At 69.1% G+C, this 15,396-nt stretch carries 12 protein-coding genes; 6 read left to right on the top strand and 6 right to left on the bottom strand.

Annotation, left to right across the window (positions count from 1 at the left end; all coding sequences use genetic code 11):
* Positions 1-10: 10 nt before the first annotated feature.
* The 5 genes from B7495_RS05410 to B7495_RS05430 all read left to right on the top strand — a co-directional run bounded on the left by B7495_RS05410 (position 11) and on the right by B7495_RS05430 (position 9,371).
* On the top strand, positions 11-892 hold the full coding sequence (locus tag B7495_RS05410; RefSeq protein ID WP_088455674.1) for a hypothetical protein: 882 nt from the start codon (positions 11-13) through the stop codon (positions 890-892).
* 228 nt (positions 893-1,120) lie between these two features.
* Positions 1,121-2,539 (top strand): MFS transporter, encoded by a 1,419-nt coding sequence (locus tag B7495_RS05415; RefSeq protein WP_088455675.1) that lies wholly within the window; start codon positions 1,121-1,123, stop codon positions 2,537-2,539.
* A gap of 150 nt (positions 2,540-2,689) precedes the next feature.
* Positions 2,690-4,798, top strand: coding sequence for a molybdopterin oxidoreductase family protein (locus tag B7495_RS05420; protein ID WP_240632481.1), 2,109 nt, complete (start codon positions 2,690-2,692; stop codon positions 4,796-4,798).
* On the top strand, positions 4,791-6,566 hold the full coding sequence (locus tag B7495_RS05425; RefSeq protein ID WP_088455677.1) for an FAD-dependent oxidoreductase: 1,776 nt from the start codon (positions 4,791-4,793) through the stop codon (positions 6,564-6,566). The genes B7495_RS05420 and B7495_RS05425 overlap by 8 nt, the downstream gene beginning before the upstream one ends.
* A 426-nt stretch (positions 6,567-6,992) precedes the next feature.
* Positions 6,993-9,371 carry an FdhF/YdeP family oxidoreductase gene (locus B7495_RS05430; RefSeq protein ID WP_088455678.1) on the top strand — a complete coding sequence of 793 codons (2,379 nt, stop codon included), beginning with the start codon at positions 6,993-6,995 and terminating at the stop codon, positions 9,369-9,371.
* A 51-nt stretch (positions 9,372-9,422) separates the two neighbouring features.
* Here the strand turns inward: B7495_RS05430 and B7495_RS05435 are convergent, their stop codons facing one another.
* The 6 genes from B7495_RS05435 to fdhA form a co-directional block, all read right to left on the bottom strand.
* Positions 9,423-9,737: a DUF6457 domain-containing protein gene (locus tag B7495_RS05435; RefSeq protein ID WP_088455679.1), complete on the bottom strand. Its 315-nt coding sequence runs from the start codon at positions 9,735-9,737 to the stop codon at positions 9,423-9,425.
* Positions 9,738-9,839: 102 nt separating this feature from the next.
* Positions 9,840-10,442, bottom strand: coding sequence for an NADPH-dependent FMN reductase (locus B7495_RS05440; protein ID WP_088455680.1), 603 nt, complete (start codon positions 10,440-10,442; stop codon positions 9,840-9,842).
* A gap of 129 nt (positions 10,443-10,571) precedes the next feature.
* Complete coding sequence (locus tag B7495_RS05445; RefSeq protein WP_088455681.1) at positions 10,572-11,765, bottom strand: molybdopterin molybdotransferase MoeA; 1,194 nt, start codon at positions 11,763-11,765, stop codon at positions 10,572-10,574.
* Complete coding sequence (locus tag B7495_RS19470; protein ID WP_255416780.1) at positions 11,765-11,890, bottom strand: hypothetical protein; 126 nt, start codon at positions 11,888-11,890, stop codon at positions 11,765-11,767. The genes B7495_RS05445 and B7495_RS19470 overlap by 1 nt, the downstream gene beginning before the upstream one ends.
* Before the next feature lie 2 nt (positions 11,891-11,892).
* Positions 11,893-12,624, bottom strand: a complete 732-nt coding sequence (locus B7495_RS05450; RefSeq protein ID WP_088455682.1) for a molybdenum cofactor guanylyltransferase — start codon at positions 12,622-12,624, stop codon at positions 11,893-11,895.
* Positions 12,625-12,761: 137 nt separating this feature from the next.
* Positions 12,762-13,979 carry a formaldehyde dehydrogenase, glutathione-independent gene (gene fdhA, locus B7495_RS05455; protein ID WP_088455683.1) on the bottom strand — a complete coding sequence of 406 codons (1,218 nt, stop codon included), beginning with the start codon at positions 13,977-13,979 and terminating at the stop codon, positions 12,762-12,764.
* Positions 13,980-14,257: 278 nt separating this feature from the next.
* Here fdhA and B7495_RS05460 point away from each other — a divergent pair, with 278 nt between their 5' ends.
* On the top strand, positions 14,258-15,382 hold the full coding sequence (locus tag B7495_RS05460; protein WP_088455684.1) for an AI-2E family transporter: 1,125 nt from the start codon (positions 14,258-14,260) through the stop codon (positions 15,380-15,382).
* Positions 15,383-15,396 lie beyond the last annotated feature (14 nt).

Here is a 15,396-nt window from a genome sequence, read left to right on the forward strand (position 1 = left end):
GGGTCGAGGCATGAACCTCGATGCCTATCCGACCAGAGTGATGCTGATGGCCGAGTACTGCGCCGGGCTCCCGTTGTGGGACCGCTCCCCGTCGCCCGACGCGTGGGGCGGTCCATTGCCTCGCGGTGTCCTCGGCCTGTCCGACGACCTGGAGAACCGTCTGGTCGGCTGGAACTCGCGATACGAGCTGCTGATGGGGCAGAACCAACAGGAGTGGCCGTCGCCGGCCGAGCACCTCGCTTTTGTCGTCGACGGACACCTCCTTGCCGCGGAGCTCCAACAAGAGTTCGGATCAGCCGTCGTCGTTCTCTACCTGGACGCGGACGCGGAGCGCTCCCGTGCTCCCCAGACCTCCCGTGCTTCCCAGACCGCCACCCCGCCTGCCGCGGCCTGGCACGCCGTCGGCGGGGACGGTCAGACGTTCAGCCCGGCGCCCCCGCGATCGTCAATCGTGGAGCAGATGTGGGCGATGCCCGACGCCGAGTTCAGAGCTATGACCCGCACCGTCGATGTTGCGGCGTGGGTGTGGACGCCCGGCCGTACACCGACGCGGATTCTCCTCGAGCCGCGGGACGGCGGCCTCCCGCTGCGGAACCGGTCGCCTCTCCTCGACCTGGTCGACGACAGGCTTGAACCGGCGGTGCTGGGCCTGTCCGGGCCGCTCGTCGGCCGACTGGCCGACTGGAACGAACGCTGGATCGCGGTGACGGAGCCGACTCTGGGTTACCTGATCGACGGGCACGACCTTGCCGCTGCGGTGCAAACCGAGGTGGGACCCGACATTCAGGTCTTGTTCCCGGAGGCCGATCGGGCCACGTCACAGCCCAGCAACGAGATGCGCCAGATGCTGCACCGAGTGCAGGCCCTCCGCGCCGCGGACGGCTCCGAGTAGGCCCGCGTTCCGGCGAGCGCCGGAGGAGGATGTGAGGCCGGACCGACCGGGATACCCGGTCCCGCCTGGCTTTGTGTCGGTCATGTGACGGAGGCCTATCAGCGGCCCGTTGCGGGTGTGAGTACACGGTGATCGAACGGTAACTGCGGCATCCGCTGCCGGAAACACGGCCTGCGTAACGTCGGCGACACGTACTCACAGTGCACCATTTCTCGCGAGGAGAACCTGATGACCCCGACGACCGGCACCGCGACAGCCCCGCCCGCCACGTTCACCGCCCCCGCCGCATCCGCCGAACTGGTGCACCGCCCGGGCCGGTGGATCGACAACTGGAACGCCGAGAACCCCCAGCAGTGGGCCAATGGGGGCAAGGCCATCGCCTCCCGCAACCTCAAATGGTCGATCTTCGCCGAATTCCTCGGCTTCGTCATCTGGCAGCTCTGGAGCATCGTGGTGGTGCAGCTGCCGAACGCGGGCTTCACCTTCGACACCGGCCAGATCTTCTGGCTCATCTCCATCCCCACGCTCGTGGGGGCCACCATGCGGTTTCCGTACACCTTCCTGGTGCCCAAGTTCGGCGGCCGCAACTGGACCATCATCTCCGCGGGCCTGCTCCTCATCCCGTCGATCGCCCTGGGCTTCGCTGTGGGCAACCCGGACACCCCGTTCCCGGTCATGCTTCTCATCGCAGCGCTCGCCGGGCTCGGCGGCGGCAACTTCGCCAGCTCGATGTCGAACATCACCTACTTCTACCCGCAGAGCCAGAAGGGTTACGCACTCGGCCTCAACGCCGCCGGCGGCAACCTCGGTGCCGCTGTGGCTCAGTTGATCGTTCCGATCGTGATCACCCTCGGCGCCCTCGGCACGCTCAACCTGCCGCTGGCGGGGTTCTTCTGGGTGCCGTTCATCCTGCTCGCCATGTTCGGCGCCTGGAAGTACATGGACAACCTCTCCAACGCCAAGGCCGACTTCGCCGGCTCGATCGCCGCGGTGAAGGAACCGCACCTGTGGATCATGGCGTTCCTCTACATCGGCACCTTCGGCTCGTTCATCGGCTTCGCGAGCGTCTTCCCCAAGCTGATCGCCGACCAGTTCCCCGACTACTCCTCCTTCCAGGTCGTCTCCGCGTCACTCTCGCTGGCCTTTCTCGGCGCGCTCACCGGCTCCCTGGCCCGACCGTTCGGCGGCCGCCTCGCGGACCGGTTCGGCGGCGCCCTGGTCACCGTCTTCGCCTTCGGCGTGATGGCCGCCGGGGCGGTGCTGGTGAACCTGGTACTGCCACTCGGTAACTTCTGGCTCTTCCTGGTCAACTTCCTGCTGATCTTCGTGGCCACCGGGGTCGGCAACGGCTCCACCTACCGCATGATCCCCAGCGTCTTCGCCGCCAGGAGCGGGGTCGCGGATGCGCACAAGGACTCCGGCGATGTCGGCACGCAGCGGAAGACCGCGGCCGCGCTCGGCCTGATCTCCGCGATCGGGGCCTACGGCGGGTTCGTCATCCCGCAGGTGCTCGGATTCTCGAAGACCTCCACGGGTGACTACTCCAGCGCGATCTACGCCTTCGCCGGCGCCTATCTGGTGATGATGGCCGTCACCGCGTTCGTCTACCTCCGCCGCAACTCCTCCGTGGCCGGACACCGCATCTAGCTCCCGCAGCATCCGCGAAAGCGGTCGTTCGGTTGCTTCAGCACGACCGAAGCAACCGAACGGCCGCTCTCGCGAACCCGTACCAACACGAAAGGCACCTCCGTGACCCCCGTCGACACGCACTGCCCGTACTGCGCACTGCAGTGCGCGATGACGCTCACACCCTCGCCCGCCAGCACCCCCGCCCGGCCCGCGGATGCGATCGGACTGCCGGTTACCATCGCCGGCCGGGCCTTCCCCACCAACCGCGGTGGCCTCTGCAAAAAGGGCTGGACCGCGGCCGACCTGCTCGGCTCGGCCGACCGCATCCGGCAGCCCATGCTCCGTGCGTCCGACGGCAGCTTCGCCCCGGTCTCCTGGACCGAGGCGCTCGACCTTGTTGCCGAGAAGCTCCGCACGAGCCGGGCCGAGCACGGCGCCGACTCCGTGGGCGTCTTCGGAGGCGGGGGCCTGACCAACGAGAAGGCCTACCAGCTGGGCAAGTTCACCCGGCTGGCGCTCGGTTCCTCCCGAATCGATTACAACGGCCGGTTCTGCATGTCCAGCGCCGCGGCGGCCGGCAACCGCGCCTTCGGCCTCGACCGGGGCCTGCCGTTCCGGGTGGAGGACCTCGACGCGGCCGACACCATCCTGATGCTCGGCTCCAATGTGGCGCAGACCATGCCGCCGTTCATCGGCCACCTCGATGGTGCCCGGCAGGCCGGCGGTCTCATCGTCGTGGACCCGCGCCGCACCGCCACCGCCCGGCTCACCGACGACGGCGCCGGCATGCACGTGCAGCCGGCCCCAGGCACCGACCTGGTGCTGCTGCTCGGGCTCACCCACCTGCTCCTCGCCGAACGTCTCGCCGACACCGACTACCTCGCCCGGCGCACCACCGGCCTCGACCAGTTGCGCTTCAGTGTCGCCGGCTGGTACCCGCAGCGGGTGCAGGAACACACCGGTGTTCCGGTCTGGCAGCTGCAGGGCCTCGCCCGTCGGCTCGCCGCCGGAAAGGGCACCTACATCCTCACCGGCCGGGGCGTCGAGCAGCACGTCGACGGTACCGACACCGCCACCGCCGCGATCAACCTCGCGCTGGTGCTCGGCCTCGTCGGCACGACGCACTCCGGCTACGGAACCCTCACCGGCCAGGGCAACGGGCAGGGCGGCCGGGAGCACGGCCAGAAGTGCGACCAGCTGCCCGGCTACCGCAAGATCACCGACCCCGCCGCCCGCGCCCACGTCGCCGGGGTCTGGGGTGTGACGCCCGAGCAGATCCCGGGTGCGGGCATCCCCGCCGTCGAACTGTTGAACGCGCTCGGCCAACCCGGCGGCATCCGCACCCTGCTCGTGCACGGTGCCAACGTCGTGGTCTCCGCGCCCGACGCCGACAGGGTGCGCCAGGGCCTGGCGGCTCTCGACTTCCTGGTGGTCAGCGACTTCTTCTTCTCCGAGACCGCCGCCCTGGCCGACGTAGTGCTGCCGGTCACCCAGTGGGCCGAGGAGGAGGGCACCATGACCTCGCTCGAGGGCCGGATTCTCCGCCGCCAACGTGCGATCGACCCGCCGGCCGGGGTGCGCAGCGAACTGTGGATCTTCCAGGAGCTCGCCCGGCGCCTGGACGCCCCCGGCGTGTACAGCGCCGAACCCGGCGAGGTCTTCGACGAACTCTGCCGGGCCACCGAGGGCGGCATCGCCGACTACTCAGGCCTCGGCTACGCCCTGCTCGACACGGGGGAGCCCGCGTACTGGCCCTACCCGGCCGGCTCCGGCGGCACCCCGCGGCTCTTCCTCGAGCGGTTCGTTCACGACGACGGCCGCGCGCGCATCGTCGCCGTGACCCCGCGCGCCGTGGCGGCGCCGGCCCAGACGCGGGGTGCGCTCACCCTGATCACCGGCCGGCTGCTCGAGCACTACCAATCCGGTGCGCAGACCCGCCGGGTGGCCGAGCTGTCGGAGGCCCAGCCCGAGGCCCGGATGCAGGTGCACCCGGCCACCGCCGCGAGCCTGGGTCTGATCGACGGCGGTTGGGTCGAGCTGGCCAACGAGCGTGGCATCGTGCGGTGCCGCGCGCAGCTGAGCGCCGACATCCGGCCTGACACTGTGTTCCTGCCCTTCCACTTTCCCGCCGACCAGCGCGCCAACCTGCTCACCGCCGGCGCCACCGACCCGGTCTCCGGCATGCCCGAGTTCAAACGCACCGCCGTGCGGGTACGGGCAATCGATGCGCCCGGCCTGTCGGCTCCCGACCACGAGAGGGCGATGGCGGATGCCTGACCACACTTCTGCCGAGCTGCCCGGTTCCCCCGGCCCGGCCGCCCCCGAACGCATCGTCGTCGTGGGCTACGGCCCGGTCGGCGCCCGGTTCGTCGACGAGCTCCTGCCGCTCGTCGAGGCCGGTCTGGCCGAGCTCACCGTCGTCGGAGCCGAAGAGGTGCACGCCTACAACCGGGTGCTCCTGGCCGATTACGCCGTGGGTCGCACCGACCGGGACACCCTCGACCTCACCGACGGCAGCCGGGCCCTGGCTGCCGGCGCGCGCATCCTCACCGGCACCACGGTGACCGAAGTGAAGCGCACCATCCGTACGGTCACGCTCGGCGACGGCAGCTCAGTGCCGTACGACAGGCTGGTGCTGGCCACCGGGGCGCGCGCGAATGTGCCCACCCTGGACGGCGTCAAGCGGGTGCGGCGCGGCCTGATAAAGCCCGGTGCGGATGCCGGCGGCCTCGGCGCCGCTGCACTGGATTGGGCCGGCGCGCCGCTGCCCTGCGGTGTCAGCGCGCTCCGCGACCTCGCCGACGCCGCCACCGTGCTGGCGGCCGTGCAGGCCGGTCAGCGCATCGTGGTGCTCGGTGCCGGAGTGCTCGGCATGGAGATCGCGCTCGCGGCCGCGGCCGCCGGCGCCGAGGTCTGCGTGGTCTTTCACGGCGAGATTCCGATGAACCGCAACCTCGACCGCGGCGGCGGCTCGGTGCTCACCCGGAGCGCCCGCCGGGCGGGCGTCACCATGGTCAACCACGCCCGCGCCGAGAGCGTGTTGTTTCACCACGACGACGACGGCGTGGAACGCTTCGAAGCCCTCATCTGCGCCGACGGCAAGCAGATCAGCGGCGACCTGCTGCTGCTTTCCTGCGGTGTGGGTGCCCGCACCGAACTCGCCCACCTGGCCGGGCTGCCCGTATCCACCGGCATCCTGGTCGACGAGTCGCTGCGAAGCTGGGCGGATGCGGCGATCCACGCCATCGGGGACTGCGCTCATGTGGCTGGCCGTCCGGCCGATGCCGACTCCGGTGCAGCGTGGAACGGCGCCAGGATGGCACCGGCCGGTGGGCCGTCCGGTCTGATCGGGCCGGGCTGGCGGCAGGCCGACAGCCTCGCGGCCCGGTTCAGCGCCGAGATCAGGGCGGGTGTCGCAGCGGGCCGGCCGGCCGTGCTAGCTGCCGCCGTGACCGCTGAACCGGCACCGGCGCTTGCGGCCGGACCGGGCGCATCCGTCGTGATGCTCAAGGCCGAGGGCATCGACGTGGTCGCCGCCGGTGATACCGCGGCCGACCCGTTCGACGTCGATGCCAGGTGCGACGACGCCGGATACGGCGGCACCGCGCACACGCACGGATGCTCGTCCGATCCGGCGCCCCTGGCCGTCGCGCAGTGGGCCGACCCCGAGCACGGCCGCTACGTGAAAATGGTCACTCGCGGCGGCATCCTCACCGGCTTCGTCTGTGTGGGCATGCCCCGTACCGGTGCCGAGCTCACCCTGTTGTTCGAGCGCGGCAGTGAGCTGCCCGCCGATCGGTCGGTGCTGCTGCGGTTCGATGGTCCCGACTACGACCCCGCGACCGCGGGCGACGCCTTCGCGCCGGAGTCCACGGTCTGTTGGTGCAACGGTGTCACCGTGGAGGCGATCACCACCTCGGCGCAGGCCGGCAACACCACCGTGGCCTGCATCGGCACGGCCACCCGCGCGGGGACCGGCTGCGGCGGCTGCAAGGGCCGCATCGGCGAGGTGCTCGAGCGCTTCGCGGCGCAGATCGTCGGCTGAGCCCGCAGCGCCGACGTGCCGGAAAGCAGCCCGTCGGCGCCAAAAGGGAGGAGGGTGCGACATCTCGGCGCAGGGCCCTGCGATGACTTGCCACTTGAGGCCCCTGCAGCGCAGCGGAGAGGGCGTGAACTGGCAAGTCGCGGGGCGCGCTGCAGGCGAGATGGCAGTTGGCGCCCCTTCGGGCTTGCGGAGAGGGCCCGAAGTGGCAACTCGGGTGGGCTGGGGGTCCCATGCGCCCGAAGGAGCGTTTTGGCGGAACTCGGCGTTGCGGGCTCGAGCGCTTCGCCGCCCAGAGTGTGCCCTGAACGTTGCCGGGTCCTTGCCGTGAGCGCCGGATGCTGATAGCCCTGAGGGGGTAAGTCCAGTGTTTCCGGGCTCCGGCGCGACAGTGCCGGCTGATCCCGGCCGGCGAAAGGGATGCCCAGGATGACGCCCAAAAAAGTGACCACGAACCCACCGTTTGGGGCCAACCAGGCGCGCGAGAAGAGCCCGGTCCACCTCGACGACGCCGACGAGGCGGGGGAGTCCACCCTCGAGGTCGGTTCGCCCAAGTCCTGGGCGGCGGGCGTGCCCGGAGTGCTGCACTCCACCATCCCGGCGCTGGCGGGCATGGGCGTCAGCCGCAGCCGCAAGACCCTGCTGGCGATGAACCAAAAAGACGGCTTCGACTGCATGAGCTGCGCCTGGCCTGACCCCACCCACCGCAAGACCTTCGAGTTCTGCGAGAACGGCGCCAAGGCCGTCACCTGGGAGGCGACTCCCGTCACCATCGGGAGCGAATTCTGGGCCGAGCATCCGGTCAGCGACCTGCGTGACCGCTCGGAATACTGGCTGGGCATGCAGGGGCGGCTGACCGAACCGGTCTACAAGGCCGCCGGCGACGACCACTACCGGCCGCTGAGCTGGGCCGAGGCGTTCAGACTGCTCGCCGAGAAGCTCAACGGGCTGGACTCGCCGGATCAGGCCGCCTTCTACACCAGCGGCCGCACCTCGAACGAGGCCGCGTTCGCCTACCAACTCTTTGTGCGCGCCTTCGGCACCAACAACCTGCCCGACTGCTCCAACATGTGCCACGAGTCGTCCGGCTGGGCGATGGGGCAAACCATCGGCATCGGCAAGGCAACCATCACCTATGACGACTTCGGCAAGGCCGACCTGATCATCGTGATGGGCCAGAATCCGGGCACCAACCATCCCCGGATGCTGACCGCCCTGGAGGAGGCGAAGGAGAACGGCGCCGAGATCGTCGCGGTCAATCCGATGCCGGAGGCCGGGCTCAGACGGTACAAGAACCCGCAGAAGGTGAAGGGCATCATCGGGCACGGCACCGAAATGGCCGACCAATTTGTGCAGGTGCGGCTCGGCGGCGACATGGCCCTGTTACAGGCGGTGTCCACGCGGGTGCTCGCCGCGGAGGCCGCGAACCCGGGCACCGTGCTCGACCACGAGTTCCTGCGCGAGCACTGCCAGGGGCTGGAGGAACTCACCGCGCACCTCGCCCAGGTCGACGAGAAGGCCGTGCTGGCCGCCACCGGCCTGCAAACCGCCGACATCGACGAGCTCGCCGCCCGGTACCTTCGGGCCGAAAAGGTGATCATCACCTGGGCGATGGGGCTCACCCAGCACAAAAAGGGCGTCGCCACGATCAAGGAGATCATCAACCTGCTGCTGCTGCGCGGCAACATCGGCAAGCCCGGCGCGGGTGCATCGCCGATCCGCGGGCACAGCAACGTGCAGGGCGACCGCACCATGGGCATCTGGGAGCAGATGCCGCCGGCGTTCCTCGACGCCATCGAACGGGAGTTCGGCTTCGATCCGCCCCGGGAGCACGGGATGGACTCGGTCGAGACCATCAGGGGACTGCGGGACGGCCGGGTTAAGGTCTTCATGGCTCTCGGCGGCAACCTGGTCGGCGCGATCAGCGATACCGGGGCCGCCGAGGCCGCGATGCGCGGTGCCGAGATGACGGTGCAGGTCTCCACCAAACTGAACCGGTCGCATGCCGTGGTCGGCGACGAGGCGCTGATCCTGCCGACCAAGGGGCGCACCGAGATCGACCGGCAGGCCACGGGGGAGCAGTTCGTATCGGTGGAGGACACCGTCTGCGCCGTGCATCCGTCCTGGGGCAAGGTGCGCCCGGTCGCACCGAACCTGCTGTCGGAGGTCGCCATCGTGAGCCGCCTGGCCCGGGCGGTGCTGGGCACCAAGGTGGGCGTGGACTGGGTGGGATTCGAGCGTGACTACGACCTCGTCCGGGAGCACATCTCCCACGTCGTTGCCGGCTGCGACGACTACAACGCCAAGATCCGGCAGGACGGCGGCTTCCTGCTGCCGAACGGGCCACGCGATTCCCGCACCTTCCCCACCCCCACCGGCAAGGCCATGCTCACCGTCAACGACCTCGAGTACCTGGACCGGCCCGTCGGCACCCTGATCCTGCAGAGCCTGCGATCGCATGACCAGTTCAACACCACCATCTACGGGCACGACGACAGGTATCGCGGCATCAAGAAGGGCCGTCACGTGGTGTTCATCAACCCCAACGACCTTGTCGAACTCGGCCTCGACGATGAGCAGATGGTGGATGTTCATGGCGTGTACGACGACGGCGTCGAGAGGGTGCTGCGCGGGTTCCGGGCCGTGTCATACCCCACCGCACGGGGCTGTGCGGCGGCGTACTACCCGGAGGCGAACGTGCTTGTGCCTCTCGACCATGTGGCGGAGGGCAGCAATACGCCGGTTTCGAAGGCGGTGATCGTGCGGGTGGAGCCGGCGCGCACCGTCGAGGCGGTGCCGACCATGTAGGGGAGGGCGCCTGTGCTGACGGCTCTGGACTGACGGCTACTGGACTGACGACTACTGGGCGGTGTTCGCCCACCCGTCGTCGATGCCGCCGTCACCGCTCTTCCGGGTGGCCTGCCTGGCTACTCCAACGGCGCGCTCGACGGCGTCGGTGGTGGCCTGTTTGCTCGAGGTGCTCGTCATGCCGGCCGCGTATCCCACCAGGAAGGTGCTGATCGGTCCGCCGGCAGGGCCTACGGCGCGGGTGGTCTCGGCGGCCAGGTCGAGTAGCAGCGGGTAGTCGACCTTCAGGTCCAGAATCTGCAGTGCCTGGGTCAGCCGTTGACTCAGGTCGTCCAGCCGGCCGGTGTCGTTTTCGGGGGCGTTCATGGGGTCTCCTTCTGGCCGGGTACGGCACGGAACGTGCGCTTCAGGAATAGCATCTCAGCGGCGGCGCGGCAATCGTTCGGGCTTCCCCCGGGACTGTCTGCGTCATTTTCTGGAGTTCGGGTCCTCGTCACCGATGTGTCCAGGCGCGTTCGCGGTGAGCACCCGTTGCACAAAAGCCGAATACTCCTCCATATAGTGGCGAAGGAATGACCGGGTGGACTCGTCGGTGACCTCGCCGTTGGGACCATAGACGGCAGCGTCGAAGCTGATGTAAGCCTCGGGCGAATTCAGCTGAGGCGCATCGAGGAAGCTCAAGACGCTCCGCATCGACGACTGCATGACCGCGGTTCCGATGCCGCCAGGGGACGCGCCGATGATGCCGGTGGGCTTGCGTGCGAAGGAATTGGTGCCCCACGGCCTGGACCCCCAGTCGATCGCGTTCTTCAGAGCGCCGGGGATCGAGCGATTGTATTCCGGGGAGACGAAGAGGATCCCGTCCGACGAGTCGATGGCCGCCTTGAGGGTCCGGCCGGCCGGCGGGAAGTCCGCGTCGAAGTCCGGGTTGTACAGGGGCAGGTTCCCGATCGTGATCTCGGTGAATTCAAGCTCCTCAGGGGCGAGAGCGATCAGCGCCGTGGACAGGGTGCGGTTGATGGACGTGCTGCTCAGGCTGCCAACGAAGTAGCCGATTGTGTAGGTCGCCATGTCTGACTTCTTTCCCGAATCTGTCGACAGGGCATCCGAAGTTCACGCAGCGGACCCACGGCCTCCATATCTGTCGATCCCTTCCGGTTTAGCACTCCGACCCGGTCACCGACAGGGTCAGCACTCCGGCTACCAGGGCAGCGGAATCGTGGCGACGGGCTCGGGGGAGCACGCACCGCCGGCCGGCACCACGGCCACACCGTCGGCCTCAGCGAGTCCGCGCAACATGCCGGAACCCTGACGCGCCGTCGGCACCGCGCCGTCGTCCGTGAGCCGGTACGCCACCAGCCGAGTCGACCCGCTGAGGTTGGCGATGTCGTGCGCGAGGGTCACTCGGCCCAGCGGCACCAGCGGGCGGCCGAGCATCCCGTCGATCAGCGGTACGCCCAGGCTGGCCAGCACGAGCATCGCGGCCAGCGGATTGCCGGGCAGGCAGAGCATCAGGCGGCCGTCGGCGAGGCGGGCGAGCATCACGGGGTGGCCGGGGCGCATCCGCACGCCGTCGATGAGCACTGTGGCCCCGAGTGCGCTGAGTGCGGCGCGCAGGTGGTCGGCCGGGCCGCGGGCGCTGCCTCCGGTGCTGATCACCAGTGCCGCGGTGCTCGATCGGATGGCGTCGATGGTCAGGTCGAGGTCGTCGGGCAGCCGCCGCAGTGCACTCAGCCGCACACCCAGTCCGCTGAGCAGGGCCGGAAACTCTGGGGAGTACGCGTCCCGCACCTGCCCGGGACCGGGGATGCCGGACTCGATCACCTCGGTGCCGAGCAGCAGCAGCTCCACGGTCGGCTGTGTGGTCACGGTGAGGGTGTCGTGGCCCGTCACCGCAGCGAGAGCGACCCTGGGAACCGTGAGCAGGCAGCCGGGCTCGAGCATCCGTTCGTCGAGTCCGCATTCCTCACCGCGGGCGCGCACATGCTCGCCGCGTGCCGGCTCGTGTGCACCGGTGTGCGCCGAGCGGATGAGCGTGGGCACGGTGCCGGCCGCAGACCCCGGCACCAGCTCACCGTTTTCCGTGCGCAGGATGCCGTGGGTGCCGGCGGGCACGCAGGCGCCTGTGGCGATGGGCCGCGCGGTCCCGGCCGCGAGGACCCTCGTCGGCGGAGGGTCACCCGCCAGGATCGGTTCGCCCAGAATCCACGGTTCGTCGCCGCTGACGGCCCAGCCGTCCATGGCCGAGGACGCGAAGCTCGGCAGGGCGGTCAGCGAGTGCACCGCGCCGGCAAGGGTGCGCCCGACGGCGTCCGGGAGCGCCACCATCTCGGTGGCGCGGGGCATCTCCGCGCCGGCCCTGTGCACGGCGGCCCTGGCCTCCAGCCACTCCATCAGAGGACCACGCCGCGGGCCAGGTTGCCGGTGTCGCGTGAACCGATTCGGACCGATCGGCCGGTGTGGATCATGGGCATGACGGGCTCCTCGAGGATGGTCGACGACAGTGTCGCCTGAGTCAAGGCTAGCCAGTATTAGGAAGGACGATGCCGAGCCTGGCCGCGTCGGCCGGGGTGTCGACGTCCTCGGCCAGGGCGTCGGGGAGGCGCAGTTCCACCAGGTTGAGTGGGCCGATCAGGCCCATCACCGAGAGGTTGTCGGCCGGACGCAGCAGCGCGGAGGAGGCCAGGGCCGCACGCCGGTAGACGGCGAGCAGCGGTTGGCGCCGGCCGGCGGCATCGACGCTGATCAGGCCGTCGATGGATCGGTGCGCCACGGCGTCGGTCTGCGCGGCGTGGGCCGGCGGGGCGGTCAAGAGCCTGTCGAGTTCGGCCAGCAGGTACGGCACGGCGTCGTCAGCGTGCACGAGGTCGCCAGCGAGCACCACAATCCACTCCGCAGAACCTGTGCCCGCGGAACCCGTGCCCGCGGAGGCGCCGCCGGAGTCGCGGGCCAGTGCCTCGAGGCCTGCCACCATCGCGGCGGCCGGACCGCCCCAGCGCGGCTGCTCGACGGCGCGCAGCACATCGGCGGGGAGGTCAGCGTCTGATCCGACCACGCAGGTGCGCCGACAGCCGGTGGTCGCGGCCAACACTCCGTCGAGCAGGCTGCGGCCTCGCCAGACCAAGGCGGTCTTGTCGATGCCGCCGAGCCGCCTGGCCCTGCCGCCGGCGACGATGATCGCGTCCCAACCCAGGCCGGAGCCGTCCGTCCGCTCAGCCTCGGAGGGCGTGGTGGGGGTGTCATGGCGGGGCATCGGGGCGGTCCTTGCGCTCGGAGCCGCAGGTACGCGACCAGATCAGGCTACCCGCGCCCGGCACAACACGCCGGGACCTGGCCGCGTGCTGCGGCCCGGTCCCGGATGCTGCCTACAGGCCAGTCAGGTCTGAGATCTCAGTCCTTGAGATAGCCGTTCGGGTTGAGCACGTACTTCGTCGCCGCACCCGCATCGAACTCGGCATACCCGCGCGGGGCATCCTCGAGGCTGATCGGCTGTGCGTGCACGGCCTTGGCGATCTGCACGCGGTCGTGCAGGATCGCCATCATCAGCTGCCGGTTGTACTTCATCACCGGGCACTGCCCGGTGGTGAACGACAGCGACTTGGCCCAGCCGGTACCCAGGCTCAGCGACAACGAACCCACCTTGGCTGCTTCCGTCGCAGCTCCCGGGTCGCCCGTGACGTAAAGCCCCGGAATACCGAGCGCACCGCCGGCCGCAGTGATGCTCATCAGCGAGTTCAGCACGGTTGCCGGCTTCTCAGTTCCGGCATCCTTGCCGTGTCCGTGCGCTTCGAATCCGACGGCGTCGACCGCCGCATCCACCTCCGGCACCCCCAGGATCTGTTCGATCTGATCCTGCGGCTCACCCTTGGTGAGGTCAACGGTCTCACAGCCGAAGCTGCGGGCCTGTGCGAGGCGCTCGGGGTTGAGGTCACCCACGATCACCACGGCGGCACCCAGCAGCTGCGCCGAGACTGCCGCGGCGAGTCCTACCGGTCCAGCGCCGGCGATGTAGGCCGTTGAGCCCACGCCGATGCCGGCGGTGAAGGCACCGTGGAACCCGGTCGGGAAGATGTCCGACAGCATGGTGAGGTCGAGGATCTTCTCCAGCGCCTGCTCCCGGTCGGGGAACTTCAACAGGTTCCAGTCCGCGTACGGGACCAGCACGTACTGCGACTGCCCGCCGACCCAGCCACCCATGTCGACATACCCGTACGCACTACCCGGACGGTCCGGGTTCACGTTCAGGCAGACACCGGTCTTGCGTTCCTTGCAGTTGCGACAGCGACCGCAGGAGATATTGAACGGGACCGACACGATGTCGCCGACCTTGATGAACTCGACGTCCCGGCCGACTTCGACTACCTCGCCCGTGATCTCGTGGCCGAGGACCAGACCCATCGGAGCCGTGGTGCGTCCGCGCACCATGTGCTGGTCGGAGCCACAGATGTTGGTGGTGATGGTTCTCAGGATGACACCGTGCTGAACCTGGCGGCCGATGTTCGCCGGGTTGACGCCGGGTCCGTCCTTCAGCTCGAAGGTGGGGTAGTCGATGTCGATAACGTCGACCTTGCCCGGACCTTCGTAAGCAACTGCTCTGTTTCCTGCCATTATTTGTATCCTCCTTGATACCTGTCGTGACACCTGAACCGGTCGGTTCGCGCTTGTGGCGCGGCATCCTCAGTGGTGTTCCTCGGTGGTTCGCTCTCAGCAACACAGGGCGCCGGAACACCCTCCATGGCACTCCACCACACTGGGAATTTCAAGGGTGTCGGTGGAGCAAAACGTGTGTATCGTGTGGGTGTCGAATCCCAAAATCCGCCTGTGGCTGTGCACAAACTCGCGCGTTTTACCGGGCTATGTCGGGGAACCTTGTTTAGGGTGGTCACATGCGAATTCCCGACAACACCGGCGCCCGCAGGGCCGAGCCCCGAACCGACGGTCCGACGACGTTGCGCACCTTGCTGACCGACAAGCTGGGCTGGCTGGGCCTCCGCAGCGGGCAGATCCTGCTCGCTCTGGCGCTCGTCGCCGTGGTGATCTTCATCCTCGTGCAGGTGAAGCTCGTGGTGATCCCGCTGCTGATCGCGATCATCCTGGCATCCGCTCTGAGCCCGGTCATCGGATGGCTGCGCCGCCGGGGGTTGTCGCCGATCCTGGCCACCTGGGTCACCCTGCTGACCGCCATCGTCGTGTTCGGCGGAATCGTGACCCTGATCGTCGTCGCCGTCGAGAACCAGTGGAGCGAGCTGGTGACGAGCGCCTCTGACGGCATCGACCAGCTGTTCACCTACCTCACCGAGGGGCCGTTGGCCCTCGACTCCGCCCAGCTCGAGGACTTCCGCGACCAGGGCATCGACTTCCTCACCAGCAGCCAGTTCGGCTCCGGGGCCCTCGCCGGGGTGTCTGTGGCGACCGAGATCATCACCGGCGCCGTGCTCGTCGTCGTGATCCTGTTCTTCTTCCTCAAGGACGGCGACGTCATCTGGAAGTTCTTCCTGCGCCCGTTCCGCGGCGAGCGCCTGCAGCGCGGTCGCCGCATCGGCACCACCTCGGTGCGGGTGCTCGGCGGGTACGTTCGCGGCACGGCGATCATCGCCTTCGTCGATGCCGCCGCGATCGGCATCGGCCTCGCCGTGCTCGGGGTGCCGTTGGCACTGCCGCTGGCGGTCATCGTGTTCCTCACGGCCTTCATCCCGCTGATCGGTGCGACAGTGGCCGGTATCCTGGCCGCTCTCGTGGCGCTCGTTGCCACCGACTGGGTCATCGCGTTGATCGTGGTGGGCATCGTGATCGTCGTCAACCAGCTCGAGGGCAACTTCCTGCAGCCCGTGGTGATGGCACAGTCCCTCAAGCTGCACCCGCTGGTGATCCTCGTCGCCTTGACCGCCGGCACCATCGTGGCCGGCATCATCGGTGCCGTGCTCGCCGTGCCCATCGCCGCCGTCGGCTGGGCCATCGTCAAGACCTGGAACGAGCCGCCGGCGCTCACCGGGCAGGCCAAGCTGGCCTAGCCGCTCGCCCGGGC

This window comes from Cryobacterium sp. LW097, assembly GCF_002205495.2.
GTDB lineage: Bacteria > Actinomycetota > Actinomycetes > Actinomycetales > Microbacteriaceae > Cryobacterium > Cryobacterium zongtaii.

Coding starts and splice junctions, on each gene's coding strand:
- B7495_RS05440 (WP_088455680.1), bottom strand. CDS start 10,442: ATGGCGACCTACACAATCGGCTACTTCGTTGGCAGCCTGAGCAGCACG.
- B7495_RS05410 (WP_088455674.1), top strand. CDS start 11: ATGAACCTCGATGCCTATCCGACCAGAGTGATGCTGATGGCCGAGTAC.
- B7495_RS05425 (WP_088455677.1), top strand. CDS start 4,791: ATGCCTGACCACACTTCTGCCGAGCTGCCCGGTTCCCCCGGCCCGGCC.
- fdhA (WP_088455683.1), bottom strand. CDS start 13,979: ATGGCAGGAAACAGAGCAGTTGCTTACGAAGGTCCGGGCAAGGTCGAC.
- B7495_RS05435 (WP_088455679.1), bottom strand. CDS start 9,737: ATGAACGCCCCCGAAAACGACACCGGCCGGCTGGACGACCTGAGTCAA.
- B7495_RS05420 (WP_240632481.1), top strand. CDS start 2,690: ATGACGCTCACACCCTCGCCCGCCAGCACCCCCGCCCGGCCCGCGGAT.
- B7495_RS05415 (WP_088455675.1), top strand. CDS start 1,121: ATGACCCCGACGACCGGCACCGCGACAGCCCCGCCCGCCACGTTCACC.
- B7495_RS05460 (WP_088455684.1), top strand. CDS start 14,258: ATGCGAATTCCCGACAACACCGGCGCCCGCAGGGCCGAGCCCCGAACC.
- B7495_RS05430 (WP_088455678.1), top strand. CDS start 6,993: ATGACGCCCAAAAAAGTGACCACGAACCCACCGTTTGGGGCCAACCAG.
- B7495_RS05450 (WP_088455682.1), bottom strand. CDS start 12,624: ATGCCCCGCCATGACACCCCCACCACGCCCTCCGAGGCTGAGCGGACG.
- B7495_RS05445 (WP_088455681.1), bottom strand. CDS start 11,765: ATGGAGTGGCTGGAGGCCAGGGCCGCCGTGCACAGGGCCGGCGCGGAG.